Origin of the sequence: Streptomyces sp. NPDC004134, assembly GCF_042874195.1 — a bacterium.
In the GTDB taxonomy this organism is placed as follows: domain Bacteria; phylum Actinomycetota; class Actinomycetes; order Streptomycetales; family Streptomycetaceae; genus Streptomyces.
In genome coordinates this window covers 1-15,995 of the sequence record NZ_JBIAMS010000050.1, presented here as the reverse complement: position 1 = coordinate 15,995, position 15,995 = coordinate 1, and the positions used below count along the sequence as shown (strand labels likewise).

Annotated in this window: 12 protein-coding genes and 1 pseudogene; 4 read left to right on the top strand and 9 right to left on the bottom strand. The window is 71.9% G+C overall.

Going from position 1 to position 15,995, the window contains the following annotated elements; all coding sequences use genetic code 11:
• Window positions 1–193: pseudogene (locus tag ACFYVJ_RS34620) on the bottom strand (sugar ABC transporter substrate-binding protein); the annotation flags it as partial.
• A 253-nt stretch (window positions 194–446) separates the two neighbouring features.
• Here ACFYVJ_RS34620 and ACFYVJ_RS34615 point away from each other — a divergent pair.
• Window positions 447–1,247, top strand: coding sequence for a DeoR/GlpR family DNA-binding transcription regulator (locus ACFYVJ_RS34615; RefSeq protein WP_388900451.1), 801 nt, complete (start codon window positions 447–449; stop codon window positions 1,245–1,247).
• 156 nt (window positions 1,248–1,403) lie between these two features.
• On the opposite strand, the gene ACFYVJ_RS34610 is transcribed toward ACFYVJ_RS34615, so the two are convergent.
• From ACFYVJ_RS34610 to ACFYVJ_RS34595, 4 genes are all read right to left on the bottom strand, one after another.
• Window positions 1,404–2,417: a carbohydrate ABC transporter permease gene (locus ACFYVJ_RS34610; RefSeq protein WP_388900447.1), complete on the bottom strand. Its 1,014-nt coding sequence runs from the start codon at window positions 2,415–2,417 to the stop codon at window positions 1,404–1,406.
• Window positions 2,414–3,505, bottom strand: a complete 1,092-nt coding sequence (locus tag ACFYVJ_RS34605; RefSeq protein WP_388900444.1) for a carbohydrate ABC transporter permease — start codon at window positions 3,503–3,505, stop codon at window positions 2,414–2,416. Before ACFYVJ_RS34605 ends, ACFYVJ_RS34610 begins: the two co-directional genes overlap by 4 nt.
• Entirely contained in the window at window positions 3,502–4,746 is a 1,245-nt protein-coding gene (locus tag ACFYVJ_RS34600) for an extracellular solute-binding protein (RefSeq protein ID WP_388900442.1), read from the bottom strand. Before ACFYVJ_RS34600 ends, ACFYVJ_RS34605 begins: the two co-directional genes overlap by 4 nt.
• Window positions 4,747–4,858: 112 nt before the next feature.
• Window positions 4,859–5,947 (bottom strand): LacI family DNA-binding transcriptional regulator, encoded by a 1,089-nt coding sequence (locus tag ACFYVJ_RS34595; RefSeq protein ID WP_388900439.1) that lies wholly within the window; start codon window positions 5,945–5,947, stop codon window positions 4,859–4,861.
• A 162-nt stretch (window positions 5,948–6,109) separates the two neighbouring features.
• Between ACFYVJ_RS34595 and ACFYVJ_RS34590 the strand changes: the two genes are divergently transcribed.
• Complete coding sequence (locus ACFYVJ_RS34590; protein ID WP_388900436.1) at window positions 6,110–8,224, top strand: glycogen debranching N-terminal domain-containing protein; 2,115 nt, start codon at window positions 6,110–6,112, stop codon at window positions 8,222–8,224.
• Between the two features lie 123 nt (window positions 8,225–8,347).
• Here the strand turns inward: ACFYVJ_RS34590 and ACFYVJ_RS34585 are convergent, their stop codons facing one another.
• Genes ACFYVJ_RS34585 through ACFYVJ_RS34575 form a run of 3 tightly spaced genes read right to left on the bottom strand, consistent with a single transcriptional unit; the run spans window position 8,348 to window position 12,002 of the window.
• Entirely contained in the window at window positions 8,348–10,462 is a 2,115-nt protein-coding gene (locus ACFYVJ_RS34585) for a xanthine dehydrogenase family protein molybdopterin-binding subunit (protein WP_388900434.1), read from the bottom strand.
• Window positions 10,459–11,457, bottom strand: coding sequence for an FAD binding domain-containing protein (locus tag ACFYVJ_RS34580; RefSeq protein ID WP_388900431.1), 999 nt, complete (start codon window positions 11,455–11,457; stop codon window positions 10,459–10,461). The genes ACFYVJ_RS34585 and ACFYVJ_RS34580 overlap by 4 nt, the downstream gene beginning before the upstream one ends.
• On the bottom strand, window positions 11,454–12,002 hold the full coding sequence (locus ACFYVJ_RS34575; RefSeq protein WP_388900429.1) for a 2Fe-2S iron-sulfur cluster-binding protein: 549 nt from the start codon (window positions 12,000–12,002) through the stop codon (window positions 11,454–11,456). The genes ACFYVJ_RS34580 and ACFYVJ_RS34575 overlap by 4 nt, the downstream gene beginning before the upstream one ends.
• Before the next feature lie 479 nt (window positions 12,003–12,481).
• Here ACFYVJ_RS34575 and ACFYVJ_RS34570 point away from each other — a divergent pair, with 479 nt between their 5' ends.
• The gene (locus ACFYVJ_RS34570; RefSeq protein ID WP_388900426.1) at window positions 12,482–13,426 is read left to right on the top strand and encodes a S1 family peptidase; all 945 of its coding nucleotides are present in this window, start codon (window positions 12,482–12,484) and stop codon (window positions 13,424–13,426) included.
• A gap of 299 nt (window positions 13,427–13,725) precedes the next feature.
• Window positions 13,726–14,733 carry an ADP-ribosylglycohydrolase family protein gene (locus ACFYVJ_RS34565; protein ID WP_388900423.1) on the top strand — a complete coding sequence of 336 codons (1,008 nt, stop codon included), beginning with the start codon at window positions 13,726–13,728 and terminating at the stop codon, window positions 14,731–14,733.
• A gap of 250 nt (window positions 14,734–14,983) precedes the next feature.
• On the opposite strand, the gene ACFYVJ_RS34560 is transcribed toward ACFYVJ_RS34565, so the two are convergent.
• A complete protein-coding gene (locus ACFYVJ_RS34560; RefSeq protein ID WP_388900420.1) occupies window positions 14,984–15,520 on the bottom strand; it encodes an SMI1/KNR4 family protein in 537 nt (178 codons plus the stop codon).
• Between the last annotated feature and the right edge of the window lie 475 nt (window positions 15,521–15,995).

The window sequence follows — 15,995 nt, the reverse complement described above, 5'->3', positions numbered from 1 at the left end:
CGAACCGCTTCACCACATCGTCCCAGTACACCTTGGACGCATTCGACGCCTTGTCCCCGTAATCAGCCGCCACCAACTTGATGGTGGTCGTCCCGCCGCCACCGTCGCCGCCGCCACCGTCGTCACCGCATGCCGTGAGGCCCAGCGCACCGACAGCGCAGACCGTGAGGATCCTGATCGTGCTCTTGCGCATCTCTGACGCCACCTTCGTGGGAACACTTTTCGCGTGGATGCTTGAAGTTGATTGAACCTGGCGCTCTCAGAGCAGTATCGCGCACCCTGTGTGGCGTGAGTATGCATCCGCAGATGCCCCTCGTCCAGATGTCACCCCGAACTGTGACCTGACGGGCCGACGGCGGCTCGGGGGAGGGGGCCACGTTGCGTGATCGTGTACTTGCGCACGGGGCTACGATGCTCGGCGGACTGTCGCGAGAAGGGGCGGTGGGATGTCCAAGCACGACCGGTGGAGCAGGCTGTTGCAGCACCTGGCCGAAGACGGCCGGCTCGAGGTGGAGGAGGCTGCATCGGCGCTGGAGGTCTCGGCGGCGACGATCCGCCGAGACCTCGACGAGCTGGCTGAGCAGCAGTTGCTCGTGCGTACCCGAGGCGGAGCGATCGCCCATGGAGTGTCCTACGAACTGCCGCTCCGCTACCGGTCCGTGCACAATGCCGCGGAGAAGCGCCGTATCGCGGAGGCGGTCGCCGATCTGATCGGCCAGGGGGTGGTGGTCGGCATCAACGGCGGTACGACCACGACCGAGGTGGCGCGCGCACTGATCATCCGGGCAGCAGGAGACGGCGCCGAGCACGTTGCGGGGACGCCGGCGCCCAGCGTGACCCTGGTGACGAATGCCCTGAACATCGCGAGCGAAGCGGCGGTCCGGCCGCAGATCAAGCTGGTGCTGACCGGCGGCGTCGCGCGGCCCCAGACATACGAACTCGTCGGCCCGCTGGCCAGCGGCGTCATGAGCGACGTGGCGCTGGATGTCGCGATCCTCGGCGTCGACGGAGTGGACTCCCACCTGGGACTGATGACCCACCACGAGGAAGAGGCGAGTATCAGCCGCCTGTTCGCCGAACGCGCCCACCGGGTGATCGTGGCCGCCGACTCCTCGAAGCTGGGGCGGCGGGCGTTCGCGCGGATCTGCGGCCTGGACCGCATCGACGTCCTGGTGACCGACTCAGCGGCCTCCGGCGAAATGATCGCTTGCCTCACCGACGCCGGGATCGAAGTGATCAGCGTGTGAGACGGCGGCGTGGGCACAGCGAATCGAGCCGTGCCGCACGCGCCGGACTTCGCATCCCGGTGACGCCGAGCACCGTGGCCGACGCCACGACGGGCCGGCAGGTCCCGCCGCGCTCCGGCCTGATCCGCGTGGGGTCGCGGGCTGCGCGTACCCGGGTCACTCCTTGACCGCGCCGGCGTTGGCGCCACGGATGAAGTGGCGCTGGAAGAAGAAGAACAGCACCGCCACCGGCACGGTCGACAGCACCGCCGCCGCGAGCTTCACCGGGAACTGGCTGCCGCCGCCGAGGCCGCCGGAGACGAACCTTGCCAGCCCCGTCGTCAGAGTCTCGTACTGCTCGGACTGCGTGGCGACCAGGAAGTGGGTGAACTCGTTCCAGGAGCCCTGGAAGGACAGGATCGTCAGCGTGATCAGCGCGGGTCTCGCCATGGGCAGCACCACCGACCAGAACGTGCGCAGCACCCCCGCCCCGTCGATTCGCGCCGCTTCCTCCAGTTCGCGCGGCACGGTCTCGAAGAACTGCTTCATGATGAAGATCCCGGCCGCGTCCACGAGCAGCGGCACCACCATCCCGGAGTAGGTGTCGAACATGCCGAAGCTGTTGAGCACCAGGAACCTGGGAATCAGCAGGACGACCCCGGGCACCGCCATCACCGCCAGGACGAAGCCGGCGAGCACCGCCCGGCCCGGGAACCGCAGCCGGGCCAGCGCGTAGCCGGCCATGGAGTCGAACAGCACCCGCCCCGCCGTTATCAGCACGGTGACGAGCGTGGAGTTGGCCAGCCAGCGCGTGAACGGCACGCTGTCCGCTTCCCCGCCCAGGCCGAACAGCCGCTCGTACGTGGCCGTCGTCGGCGTCGACGGCCACAGCGCCAGCGGGTCGGCGGCCGCGTCCGCCTCGGTCTTGAAACTGTTCGAGATCTGGAGCAGGAAGGGCAGCAGGTACAGCATCGCCAGGCACGCGACCAGCGCGTACCCGACCAGACGCGCGGGCCGCGGGAACCGGGGCAGGACCGGCCGCCCGTCCCGGGTGTCGCCCGTGAGGTGCCGCCGGCCGGGCACGCGGGTGCCGAGACGCAGGCGACGTACGTACCTCCCGTGAGCCGTGCGCTCCCCGGCCCTGGTGCGGGCGCCTTCCGCGGCGCGAGGCGTGGTGTCGGTGGCGGTCATGCGCGGCTCCTCTGCGAGGTGCCCCGCCGCCCTCGGTCCCTGAGCCGGTCCCGCCCGGGGCCGCGCTCTCGCAGCAGCCGGCGCTGCAGCAGGACGAGCGTCAGGATGATCGCGAAGAGCAGGAAGGCGACCGCCGCGCCCTGCCCGAAGTCGGCGCTGTCGAAGGCCGAGCTGTACGACAGGAAGGCCGGCGTGAGCGTGGTGTTGGCGGGGGAGCCCTGCCCCATGACGTAGACCATGTCGAAGACCTGCCAACTGCCGATCAGCGCCAGGGTGAGGACCAGGAACACCACGGGGCGGATCGACGGAAGGATCACGTGCCACAGCATCCGGCGACGGCCCACGCCGTCGAGCGCCGCGGCCTCCTCCAGCTCGCGCGGGATGTTCTGCAGCGCGGCCAGGAAGATCAGCATGAAGGTGCCGGACGTGGTCCAGGTCGCCATCAGCACCAGGGTGAGCAGCGCCACCGAAGGCCCGGCCAGCCACTCGGTCAGCGGCAGCCCGAGGAAGTCGTGCGCCGCCAGGGACGCGCTGGGATTGTCGGGGTCGACGAGGCCGAGCCCGCCGAGCAGCACCCAGGTCACGCCGCGCGGGTCGTTCAGCCAGTTCGGTCCCTCGACGCCGACCCAGGAGAGCAGGTTGTTGACCGCCCCGCTGCCCTGGAAGAGGAAGAGGAACACGGTGGCGACGGCGATCGAGCTGGTGACGGACGGGAAGTAGAACGTGGTGCGCGCCAGCCCGCGGCCCTTCAGCACCCGCTGGTTGACGACCAGCGCGAGGAGCAGCCCCGCCGAAGTGGCGAGCGGCACGGCCAGCAGGACGTAGTACGCGTTGTTCCGCAGCGAGGTCGCGAACAGCGTACGGTCCAGGCCGTCCTGGGTGAGCAGCGCCCGGTAGTTGTCCAGGCCGACGAAGTCCGCCTCGCCGCCGGTGAAGGGGTTGGACTGGCCGTTCCAGTCGAGCAGCGACACCCATATCGCCATGAACACGGGCAGAGCCAGGAACAGCCCGAGGACAACCGCCATGGGGCTGACGAACAGCCAGCCCCACAGACGCTCGCGGTCGTGAACGGTGGCCCTGCGCCTCACTTCGTGCTCTCTTCTATCACCGGCTCTCCGTTGCGCTGCAGGTCGGCGAGGATCGCCGCCGGGTCCGCGCCCTTCAGCCCGAGCAGCTCGCTGTTGAGCTGGGCGAGCACCTTGTCCATGCCCTGGACGGTCACCGGTCCCTGCATGCCCTCGCCGGCGGGGGTCCAGGGCTCGCGGTCGGGGTGGTCGCCGAAGTACGTCTCCGCCGCGCTCTCCCGGGCGGGGATGGCGCCGAAGCCCTCGCCCATGGCGGCCTGTTGCTCCGGCGCGGTGAGGTGCCGCACGAGATCCACGGCGGCGGCGCGGTGCTTGCCGTCCTGTGCCACGCCCCAGCAGGTGCTGAAGGCGAGGTCGCCGCTGCCCGCGGGGCCGCCGGGGAGTTCGACGAGCCGGTAGTCGGTGTCCGGGTAGTCGTGCTCCATCTGCCCGGCGAACCAACTGCCCTCGATGGTCATGGCCGCCTTGCCCTGGCCGAACGCCTCACCGGCGTTCAGCGCGTCGACGTCCTTGGCGTACTTCCACCAGCCGTCCTGCAGCCCGCTCTTGACGAATCCGAGGGCCTCGGCGTTCTCCGGGGAGTCGGCCGTCATCTCCGTCTGCTCGACGTCGGTGATCCATCCGCCCGCCTGCTTCATGAACGCGCCGAGGCGCTGGTACTCCTCGCTGGTCACCAGCCCGGTGACGTCGCCGCGGGTGAGTCTCTTCGCCACGCTCTCCAACTCGGCCCAGCTCGTGGGGTAGTCCGCCTCGGCGAGCCCGGCCGCCTTCCACAGCTTCGGGTTCACGGCCAGGGCCAGGGAGCTGGCGTCCTTGGGCACGCAGGTCAGATCGCCGTCGTACGAGAACGACTGCCGCAGCGCCTCCGGGAAGTCCTCGACGTTCTCGACCTTGTCGCCGTACGGGAAGAGGGAGCCGCCGGAGGCGTAGTTGGCGAACTGGTCGGAGGCGACGTAGAAGACGTCGGGCGGATTGCCGCCGGCGAGGGCCTGGCCGAGCTGCTGGTTCATGTCCTTCGCCGCCTGTACGCGGACATCGTTGCCGGAGGACTTCTCGTAGCCCGCGACGGCCTTCTCCACGGCGCTCGTCTCGGCCGCGCCGGAGGAGGCGATGAGCACCGTTAGCTCTTGCTTTCCGCCTGTGTCCTGCTCGTTGTCGTCGTCTCCGAAGCCGGAGGAACAACCGGTGGCGACGAGGAGGCTGAGGCCGCCGGCGAGGGCGACCAGAGGGGTGCGGTTCTTCATCGGGGAGTCCTTCGGGTTGCGGCTCGGGATGCGGGGAGGGTGCTGTGCGCCGATGCGGTGCGGGGGAGTTACGCGGGAGGTACGCGGGGGGTGCAGCTCGGTGCCGTACGGCTCAGTGGCGTGTGCGCGGGGCCGGCGCCGCGGCGGGGCCCGCGGAGTCGCGGACGACGAACGAGGGCGGCAGCAGCAGCCGTTCGGGCGCGCGGTCGGGGTCGGCCATACGGGCCAGCAGCAGTCGGACGCACTCGCGGCCCGCGGCGTCGAGCGGCTGCGCGACGCTGGCCAGGCTCGGCGTGAGCAGTGGCGCCGCGGGGGTGTCGTCGAAGCCGGTGACGGCCACGTCCGCGCCCGGCCTGAGGCCGCGGTCGGCGAGCGCCCGGTAGCAGCCGACGGCCAGGGTGTCGCTGGCCGCCACGACGGCGGTGGCGCCGGCGTCGAGCAGCGGACCGGCGGCGTGCCGGGCGGCCTCCACGTCGTCCTCGCTCTCCGCGCGGCGGCCGCGGACCGGCAGCCCGTGGCGCTGCAGGGCGCGTTTCCAGCCCGCGGCCCGCTCGTCGCCGGTGCCGGAGCCGCGCGGCCAGCCGAGGAAGGCGATCCGCACATGGCCCAGGCCGACGAGGTGGTCGACCGCGGCGTCGGTGCCGGCGGCGTTGTCGATGTCGACCCAGTCGCCGACCTTCCGCCCCGACCACATCCGGCCGAACGCGGCGAACGGCACGCCGCGCCCGGCGAGCCACGCCTGCCGGGGGTCGCCGTGCGCGGTGCCGCTGAGCACGAAGCCGTCGACGTTGTGGGTGTCCAGCAGCTCCTGGTACGCCTCCAGCAGCCCGGGCCCGGTGGGCGCGGCGAAGAGCAGGATGCGGTGGCCGGCCTCGTCCGCGGTCTGGGAGAGCGCGTGCAGAAAGTGATCGAGCACCGGGGTGGCGGTGCCGGGCGGCACGGGCTGGATGCCGTAGCCGAGGAGTTTGCTGGAGCGGGTGCGCAGGGTCTGCGCGGCGCGGTGGGGGCGGTAGCCGAGGGCGTCGATGGCCTGGCGTACGCGCTCCAGGGTGTCGGGGCGTAGGAGGTCGGGGGAGTTGATGGCGTTGGAGACCGTCTGCGGGGAGACCCCCGCGCGTGCGGCGACCATCGCCAGCGTCACGTTCCCGGTCGTCCCTGCCCGCTGGGGCGCTCCCGCCCGTTGGCCCGACAGCTCTGCCATGGCTGTCCCTTCTGCGCCGTGCTCCCGGTGACAGTCCGCGGAGCCCCGTGAAGGCCGCTGAAGCACCGCGGGTTGGAGCGATCCAAAGGATTGTGATCCATTTGAACTGCGCCTACATTTCTTGGAACGCTCCAATGCCTCAGAGATTGGTCCTCACCTGAGATGAGTGTCAAGACCCCGGAGGGGACCGGCGTCGAATCGGCCTCCCACGCGGGCCTGCAGCCCTTCCTGCACGACCGCGTCGTCACGCTCCATGCGCCGGCCTTCGCCGTCTCCCGGCCCGACGGGCAGTTGCACGACGGCGCGGACGGCTTCTACCACGGCGAACGCCGCGCCCTGGCACGGCTGTCGGTCACCGCCGACGGCGTACCCGCGGCACCGGTCTCGGGAGGGCTGGAGGGCGCGGACCGGGCGCTGTTCCGCACCGTGCTGCGCGGGGTCGCCGAGACCACCGCCGACCCCGCCGTCGTCCTGGAGCGGCGGCGCGCCACCGCCCCGGGCCGGCTGACCGAGTCACTGCGGGTGCGCAACTCCGGCCGCATCCCGGCGCTGATCCGGCTGACCGTGGACGCGGGCACCGACCTGGCCACCATGGAACAGGTCAAAGCGGGCCGGCCGCCGGCCCCGGCCGCCGCCACGATCGACGTCGCCACCGGCACCACGCTCGTCTGGACCGACGCCACCGTGACGGTACGGCTGACCGGCTCCCCGGCGCCCACCGGCATCGAAGCCGGGGCCTCCGGGGGCCGGTTGCACTACGACGTGACGCTGGCCCCCGGCGACGTCTGGGACGCCGACCTCGTATGCACCGCCGAGGACGCCGAGGGCGAGCCGTTCCCCGCCGCGGCCCCCGGCACCCCACCCTGGCGCACCCCCCGCGTACGCAGCGCCGACCGCCGACTCGACGTCTGGCTCGTCCGGTCCCACGCCGACCTCGAACGGCTGCTGCTGGCCGACCCCCGGCGCCCCGACGACCTGTTCCTCGCGGCCGGGGCCCCCTGGTTCGCCACGCTCTTCGGCCGCGACTCCCTGTGGGCCGCGCGCATGCTGCTGCCCCTCGGCACCCGGCTCGCCGCGAGCACGCTGCGGATCCTGGCCCGCCGCCAGGGCACCGTGACCGACCCGGCCACCCAGGAGCAGCCGGGCAAGATCCTGCACGAGGTACGCCGCGCGGGCCTGCGCCTGTCCGGCAGGTCCGCGTCGCTGCCGCCCGTGTACTACGGCACGGTGGACGCCACCCCGTTGTGGGTGTCTCTGCTGCACGACGCCTGGCGCTGGGGCCTGGACCCGGCCGAGGTCGAGGCGCTGCTGCCGCACGCCGAGCGGGCCCTGGCCTGGATGAGCGAGTACGGCGACGCCGACGGCGACGGCTTCCTGGAGTACGTCGACACCGCCGGCACGGGCCTGGCCAACCAGGGCTGGAAGGACTCCGGCGACGGCATCCGGTTCCGCGACGGCCGGCTCGCGGAGCCGCCGATCGCCCTGTGCGAGGTACAGAGCTATGCCTACGAGGCCGCCCAGGGCGGCGCCGCGCTGCTGCGTGCGTTCGGCCGCCCGGGCGCGGAGCGCTGGGAGGAGTGGGCGGAGCGCCTGAAGTCCCGGTTCCGCGAGGCGTTCTGGGTCGAGGACGCCCGTGGCCCGTACCCCGCCGTCGCGCTGGACCGCGACAAGCGCCCCGTGGACTCGGTGACGTCGGGGTTCGGGCATCTGCTGGGCACCGGCCTGCTGGATCCGGAGGAAAGCGCGCTGCTGGCCAAGCGGCTCGCCGGAAGCGACCTCGACTCGGGCTTCGGGCTGCGTACGCTCAGCAGCGACTCCGGTGGCTACAACCCGCTCGGCTACCACATCGGCTCGGTCTGGCCGCACGACACCGCCATCGCCGTGCACGGCCTGGCCCGCGCCGGTTTCCCCGAGCCCGCGGCGGCCCTGGCCACCGGACTGCTCCGCGCCGCGGGCGACTTCGACGCCCGGCTGCCGGAGCTGTTCGCCGGCTACGGCGCGGACTCCGGCAGCCGTCCCGTCCCCTACCCGGCCGCGTGCCGCCCGCAGGCGTGGGCCGCGGCGTCCGCGGTCCTCGTCCTCCAGTCGCTGCTGGGCCTGACCCCCGACGCTCCCCAGGCCACGCTGACGGTCTCCCCGCAGGTCCCCCGAGCCCTCCTCCCGCTCCGCGTCACGGGCCTCGAACTCGCCGGCGCCCCCCTGGAGATCGCCCTGTCCGCCGACGGCACCCCGACGATCCAGGCGCCTCCGGGCATCGCGGTCCGGACCGCGGGATGAGGCCGGCGTACACCGGACCCCGGCCGCGAGGCCACGTCCTTGCCCGGCTTCTCCGAGCCCGCCGCAGCACGCGCACCCCGGGCCTCCGCGTCGGCCGCCTCGGCCCGGCGCGGTGTACGGCCGTCATGCGCCGCGCAGGGTGTCCAAGGCTCCGAGCAGCTTGTCCGGTGTCGCCGGCAGGTCTCGCACGCGTACCCCGGTCGCGTTGAACACCGCGTTGATCACGGCGGACGGCGAGCCGACGATGCCGATCTCGCCGATGCCGCGGGTGCCCATCGGGTTGGCGTGCGGGTCCTCCTCGTCCAGCCAGACGGCGTCCATGTCGCAGACGTCCGCGTGCGCGGCGATGTGGTAGTCGGCGAGGTCGTTGTTCACCACGTGCCCGGTGCGGGGGTCCAGCACGGCGTGCTCGTGCAGCGCCATCGACAAGCCCATGGTCATGCCGCCGAGGAACTGGGACCGTGCGGTGCGCGGGTTGACGATCCGGCCCGCGGAGAAGACTCCGAGCATCCGCGGCACCCGGATCTCGCCGGTGTCCACATCCACCCGCACCTCGGCGAAGTGCGCGCCGAAGGAGTGCAGCGCGTACTTCTCCCGGTCCGGGTTCTCCGGCATCCCGGAGCGGGATTCGGCGCCCGGAGCGGGGTCGTGGCCGTGCTCCTGGCGGAAGGTGCGGACGGCCTCGACCACCGTGGAGCCCCAGGAGGCCAGGCCGGAGGAGCCGCCGGCCACCGTCGCCGGCGGCAGCGCGGTGTCCCCGATGAGCAGGGTCACGTCGTCCGTCGCCGCGTCCAGCGCGTCGGCAGCGATCTGGGTGAGCGTCGTCCAGGTGCCGGTTCCGATGTCGGCCGCACCGATCCGTACCGTCCAGCGGCCGTCGCCGTCGAAGGCGACGAGCGCCTCGGAACCCGGGCTCGCGTAGTAGGGATAGGTGGACGAGGCCACACCCAGACCGACCAGCTCCCGCCCTTCGCGGCGGGAGCCGGGGGCGTCGGGCCGCTCGGTCCAGCGAAAGCGGCGGGCCCCCTCGCGCAGGCACTCCACCAGCTTCCGCCCGGACCACGGGCGTCCTGTCTCCGGGTCCTGCGGCGGGTCGTTGCGCACCCGCAGCTCGATCGGGTCCAGGCCGCAGGCGACGGCCAGTTCGTCCATCGCGCACTCCAGCGCGAAGAGGCCCGGGCACTCACCGGGTGCCCGCATCCAGGACGGCACGGGCACGTCCAGCGCTGCCAGCCGGTGCGAGGTACGGCGGTTGGGCGCGGCGTACATCATCCGGGTGCCGGTGGCCGTCTGCTCGGCGAACTCCTTGATGCGGGAGGTGTGTTCGACCGCGTGATGGGTGATCGCGGTGATCCGGCCCTCCGCGTCGCAGCCCAGCCGCAGATGCTGGATGGTGGGGGTGCGATGCCCGGTGAGGGTGAACATCTGCTGGCGGGTCAGGGCCAGCTTCACCGGCCTGCCCGGCACCGCCTTGGCGCACAGTGCGGCCAGCACGTCGTGCGCGTGCGGCATGCCCTTGGAGCCGAATCCGCCGCCGACATGCGGGGAGATCACCCGCACCTGATCGGCCTCGAGCGCGAACAGCGGGGCGAGGGTGGTGCGTACGGAGTGCACGCCCTGCGTGGAGGCGTAGAGCAGCAGCCGGACCGCGGAGTCCGGCTGCCACACGGCGACCGCGGTGTGCGGCTCCATCGGGTTGTTGAGCTCCATCGGCGTCGTGTACGTGACGTCGACGGTGACCGCGGCCCGGTCCATTGCCGCGTCTACGTCGCCTTGGTCGGTGTCGGTGGCGAAGGCGGGGTTGACGACGTCTGGGGCGTACAGGTCGTCGCGGTCGGCGCGCAGCTCGACGTCCGGCTCCTCCTCGTCGTAGGAGATCCGCACCAGGGAGGCGGCGTGTCGGGCGGTCTCCGGACTCTCGGCGACCACCACGCCCACGAACTGGCCGCGGAAGCCGACCCGGCCGGACTGCAGCACCGCCAACTCCCGGTCGCCGGTGTCCTCCAGCCGGGGCGCGTCGTGGCAGGTGAGGACCGCCACGACGCCGGGGCAGCCCTCGGCCGCCCCGGCGTCCACGGTGCTCACCCGGCCGCGGGCGACGGTGGCCTGCAGCGGATGCGCGTACAGCGGGTTATCCAGAGGATGCTCGAACGCGTAGCGGGCGGTCCCCGTCACCTTGGCCGGGCCGTCCAGACGCGCCAACGGCGTGCCGACGGCGCGGGGGCGAAGTGTCGTCATCGCCATCCCTCCGTGAGGGTTCGCAGGACCCTGACCATGGTGTTGCGGGCCAGCGGCACCTTGTACGCGTTGCCGTTCAGGGCCTCGGCGGCGGCCATCTCGGCTTCGGCGGCCCGGCGGAAGGACTCCTCTGTTGCGGGCGCACCGCGCAGCGCGTCCTCCGCCCGCCGGGCGCGCCATGGCTTGTGGGCGACGCCCCCGAGCGCGATCCGCACGTCCCTGACGACGCCGGCGTCGTCGTCCAGATCCAGCGCGGCGGCGACGGACACCAGCGCGAACGCGTAGCTGGCGCGCTCTCGCACCTTCCGGTACGTGGACCTGCGGGTCATCCCGCTCGCGGGCGGCAGCTCCACGGCGGTGATCAGCTCGCCGTGCGCCAGTACCGTGTCGCGCTCCGGCGCGTCCCCCGGCAGCCGGTGCAACTCGCTGAGGGGCAGCGTGCGGGCCCCGTCCGGGCCGAGCACGTGCACCGTCGCGTCCAGGGCGAGGAGGGCCACGGCCATGTCGGAGGGGTGCACGGCGATGCAGTGCTCGGAGGCGCCGAGCACCGCGTGATGGCGGTCCCAGCCGCCGATCGCGGCGCAACCGGACCCGGGCTCGCGCTTGTTGCACGACGTGGTCGCATCCTGGAAATAGCGGCAGCGGGTGCGCTGCAGCAGATTCCCGCCGGTGGTCGCGGCGTTGCGGAGCTGCCCGGAGGCGCCCGAGAGCAGCGCCCGGGCCAGCGCCGGGAACCGCTCCCGTACGAGGGGATGGGCGGCGAGGTCGCTGTTGCGCACCGTCGCGCCGATGCGCAGCCCGCCGCCGCGCACCTCCTCCACCTCGGCGAGGGGCAGTCGCGACACGTCGACGAGCATCTGCGGCGCGGCGACGCCCAGCTTCATGTGATCGACCAGATTGGTGCCGCCGCCGAGGAACACGGCGTGCGGGTCGGCGGCGACGGCGGCCACCGCCTCCTCGGCGTGAGCGGCCCGCTGGTACCCGAAGGGGATCACGAGGCACCCCGGGGCGCCGCCACGGTTTCGCGCAGCGCGGCGAGGATGTTCACGTACGCGCCGCAACGGCACAGGTTGCCGCTCATCCGCTCGCGGATCTCCTCGTCGTCGAGCGGCACGGCCCCCCCGGGCGTGGCGGGCGGCGTCAGGTCTCCGGTGACGTGGCTGGGGTGGCCGGCCTCCGCCTCGTCGAGCATGCCGACGGCCGAGCAGATCTGGCCGGGTGTGCAGTAACCGCACTGGAAGCCGTCCTGCTCGATGAACGCCCGCTGCACCGGGTGCACCCCGCCGTCGCCGAACGCTTCGCCCAGCCCCTCGGCGGTGATCACCCGGTCGCCGTCGTGCGCGACGGCGAAGGTCAGGCAACTGAGCTGCCTCCGGCCCTCCAGCAGCACCGTGCAGGCGCCGCACTGACCGTGATCGCAGCCCTTCTTCGGCGACGTCACCCCCAGACGCTCGCGCAGCGCGTCGAGCAGCGTGGTGCGCACGTCGACCGTCACGGACCTTTCCGTGCCGTCCACCCGAAGGGTGATCCGGTGTTCCATGAGCCACCTCCCGGGCGCTCCGGCATCGGTGCCAGCGCAGCGGGCACCACGCTGCGCGAGGCGAAACCTCGGTGACCGCACCATGCGAGCGCGAGGTGCGCCATCACCCGGTACGGACATTAACGACAAAACATCGCGAGCGGGGGTGTTGCCGACCGATACGCGCGTGTCGCCGCGCACCAAGCAGCGACAACACCGCGGTCCTCTACGCGCCCGAGGGCAACGAATGCCGACGGCACCTCACCGGCACCCGCTACTACGCCAGGACGGCGAAACCGTCGCCGCGCCCCCCGGTAGCCCCATGCACCTCCTGGTCTGCGAGGGTCAGGGCCGCCTCCCTCGCCGCCGGTTCGGTTGTGTGGGGTGGCTTGAAGGCGGCTTTGGGAGCGCCGGGTGATGGTGGGAGAATCCTGTTTGTCAGGGACATGTAGTCATGCGTGGTAGGTCCACCCATTTCCGACTCCTCGCGGGAGGTAGACGTGAGCACTGAGCGCACCAATCCCCTCAGGCGTACGGCTCAGCGTTTCCGGCGGCCCGTGACCGCCCTGACCGCCTTGGCCGTGCTCGCCCTGCCGGCCGGTCTGGGGCTGGCGGGCCCGCAGGCGGCGCAGGCCCAGCCGCCAGCCTTCAGCACCACCGAACTCGCAGCGGCAGGCGACGCTGTCCTCGCCTCCGACATCGCCGGAACGGCCTGGGGAATCGACCAAGCGACCGGCACCGTCCTGGTCACGGTGGACGAGCGGGTGTCGGCCGCGGAGATAGCCGAGCTGCGCAGGAGCGCGGGCGCGCAGGCCGATGCCCTGACCTTCGAGCGCACCCCCGGTATCTTCCGGCCGCACCTCCAGGGCGGCGAACCTGTCTGGGGTGCCGCGGGCCGCTGCACCGCGGGTTTCAACGTCCGGGTCGGTAGCGGCGACTACTTCGTGACCGCGGGCCACTGCACCACCAGTTTCCCCACCTGGTACACGAACTCGTCGATGACCACACTCGTCGGCCCGACCGCGGGGAGCAGCTTCCCGGGCAACGACTACGGCATCGTCCGCTACACCAACCCCGCGGTGCCCCGGCCCGGCACGGTCAACTGCAACGGCACGATCATCGACATCACCGGCCCGGCGAATCCCGTTGTCGGCCAGAGCGTCTCGCTGGCGGGCAGCACCACCGGCTGTCACGGCGGCGGCATCACCGGCCTCAACGTCACCGTCAACTACGGCGAATCGATCGTCAGCGGGCTTATCCGCACCACCCTTTGCTGCGAGCCGGGCGACAGCGGCTCGCCGGTGTTCACCCTCACCGGGGACGGCACGACGGCGCTGGCCGTCGGGATACTTTCAGGCGGCTCCGGCAACTGCACCTCGGGCGGCACGTCCTTCGTCCAGCCGATCAACGAGATCCTCACCGCCTACGGCGCCACCCTCACCTGACCCACCCCCTCCCGGCCCACCCGACACCGAGCGGGCCGGGAGGGCCCAAGGGCTGACGAGCCACCCGACCCTCACCAAGCATCCGACGCGCTTCGCTACGCCCAGCGCAGCCCGGACTCGTTCAGGACCGCGGCGCGCTCCGGCGTCGGCGGCGAGCCCTCCGGTCGGAAGCCGCAGCACCGGCTCCGCCCTTCAAGGGGGGCGATGGCGCCCGCTGTGCGGGCTGGTAGACCAGGCTGGCGCCGCCGGCCGGCCCTCCTAGGATTGGTGGACCGGAACGAAGATGGGGTGGGTAGGGGATGAAGCGCGCGACGGGGGCATTGCTGGGGCTGGCTATCGGGGATGCCATGGGCTTCCCCACCGAGTTCAACACCCTCGCCCAGATCGAGGCGAAGTTCGGGGAGTGGCGTTCGCTCCCGCTGCCGGTCTCCTCGGGCACGGCCTACGTCACCGACGACACGCAGATGACGCTCGCGCTAGGCGAGGCGCTGCAAACGGCACTGGCCGCCGGCCCGCTTACCGCCGAGCGCATGGAGCCGCCGGTCCGGGCGCATTTCCTGAGCTGGTATCACTCGCCGGAGAACAACCGGGCCCCCGGGGGTACCTGCCTGCGTGCGTGCGAGGCGCTGGAGCGGGGCGGGGCCTGGCAGCGGGCGAGCGAGGTGGGGTCCAAGGGCTGCGGGGCGAACATGCGGGTCGCACCGCTCGGCCTGATCCCGGGACTCAGCGCTGAACAGCGCTCCGGCGCAGCGCAGTTGCAGTCGGGCCTCACCCACGGGCACCCCACCGCGCTGGCAGCAAGCGACCTGACCGCACACACCGTCCACCTGCTGGCCCAGGGCACGGCCCCGCAGGAGCTGCTGTCGCTGCTGCGCGCCTACGCGAAGGCGAACCGGGCGGTGTACCGGGCCGACTGGCTGGGCGACCTGGCCGAGCACGCCCAGGATCCGGACCGTATCTCCTTCATCTCCCGCGGCTGGCAGGAGTGCCTGACGGTCCTGGACCGGGTCGAGGCCGCGCTGCCGGACGCCGATCCCGACGCCGACCCCTGCCTGGCCACCGGCGAGGGCTGGATCGCCGAGGAGGCGTTCGCCACCGCGCTGTTCTGCTTCCTCCAGCACCCCGACGACCCGCCGGCCGCCGTGCGCCGCGGCGCCTACTCCAGCGGCGACTCCGACTCGATCGCCGCCCTGGCCGGAGCGTTTGCCGGTGCGTGCCACGGCGCGGCGGCCTGGCCGCCGGCGTGGGTCGAGGTCATCGAGTACCGCGAGCGCCTCCTGGCACTCGGTACCGCTTGGGACCAGTAGCTCGCCGTTCGTTCAGTTGCTCTGCGTGCTGCGGTGCCAGCGTCCTGGGTCGGCTCTTCACATTGTCGGGCCATACACGGGCAAGCCCAATGCCTGCGCCTCGAGCCGCACTCACGACCGCACCCGCCACTTGCATGAAGCTGCGCGTATGGCGCTGTCTGCTGCGTTGGGCCAGGACGGGGGCCGTCGTCGCGCCGGCCCCCGTCCAGTTCGATGGCACTGTCGTGTCCGCGAACGTGGGGCGACCTTGTCAGAGCGGCTGCAGGTCGAAGGTGCCGCCGGAGCCGGGCTCGAACGCCGTACCCAGGTCGTACTTCGCGATCCCCCATGGTTCGAAATCGGCGTCGGCAAGGATGCGGTAGAGAAACTCAGAGGTGGACATGTCGTACCGGTCTCCTGCGCCGCCGTCATGGGACCGCGCAAGGATGGGGTACTCACCCGACCGCTCGGCATCGATCAGCCAGAAGTACTCGTCGGCCCATTCAGTCGAGGCCCACTCAACCAGCCCCTTGCCACCCGGCGCGTAGATCGCATACGGATCGACGGCGGAGACGCTGCCGAGCTTGCTGTCCCGGTCGACTGAAAGAGCGACCCGCCACTGTGTCAGGAAGTCGAACGAGACGCCCTCGTCGCGCCCCAGGAAGTAGACGGAATCACTGAAGACGCCGCCGCTGAACGCCTCGTAGAGCTCCTTGTAGTCCGCCGGCAGCGGAACCCCCAGCTCTCCCTCGATCGCCGCCCAGTCGACGGAGATCCCGAGCGGCTCCCACCCGGTCAGTTCGATCAATCGCTGAACCCACATTCAACAATCTTTAGCACCGGCCACCGTACCGATGTCTCTTGACCTCCTCGTCGTATCGTCGAGCACATCACCCGCTGCCTGTTCGCCGGCCGCGGCCCGTACGCCGAACTGCGCCGCCAGCCGGCGGGGCACGCCGGCGGCCACGGCAGGGCGCGATGCCGCGGAGAAGGTGCCCGGGCGCAAGCTTGGGCTCGCCGTCGACGTCCTGGGGCTGGCGATCGCGGCGGCTCCACGCTCGCTCTGGACCGTGCACGACCAGCCCCGAACCCCAGGTCGGCCGGGCCCCGCGCGGCGACATGACCGCTATCAAGCCTCGTCACCATCGCCTGCCTACGACTCTGGCTCCCCTGACATCGCGGACACGCCCTAGGTGTATTGATCACGAGCGTTGTTAACGGTCGTGGGTATTGATCATGGCGAAGACCTCCGGTGTGGTGGAGGTGTCGAGTCTTCACCGCGC

Bases quoted from the DNA above. Each gene is read 5' to 3' on its own strand.
- ACFYVJ_RS34610 (WP_388900447.1), bottom strand. From the start codon at position 2,417: ATGACCGCCACCGACACCACGCCTCGCGCCGCGGAAGGCGCCCGCACC.
- ACFYVJ_RS34600 (WP_388900442.1), bottom strand. From the start codon at position 4,746: ATGAAGAACCGCACCCCTCTGGTCGCCCTCGCCGGCGGCCTCAGCCTC.
- ACFYVJ_RS34575 (WP_388900429.1), bottom strand. From the start codon at position 12,002: ATGGAACACCGGATCACCCTTCGGGTGGACGGCACGGAAAGGTCCGTG.
- ACFYVJ_RS34615 (WP_388900451.1), top strand. From the start codon at position 447: ATGTCCAAGCACGACCGGTGGAGCAGGCTGTTGCAGCACCTGGCCGAA.
- ACFYVJ_RS34585 (WP_388900434.1), bottom strand. From the start codon at position 10,462: ATGACGACACTTCGCCCCCGCGCCGTCGGCACGCCGTTGGCGCGTCTG.
- ACFYVJ_RS34565 (WP_388900423.1), top strand. From the start codon at position 13,726: ATGAAGCGCGCGACGGGGGCATTGCTGGGGCTGGCTATCGGGGATGCC.
- ACFYVJ_RS34590 (WP_388900436.1), top strand. From the start codon at position 6,110: ATGAGTGTCAAGACCCCGGAGGGGACCGGCGTCGAATCGGCCTCCCAC.
- ACFYVJ_RS34595 (WP_388900439.1), bottom strand. From the start codon at position 5,947: ATGGCAGAGCTGTCGGGCCAACGGGCGGGAGCGCCCCAGCGGGCAGGG.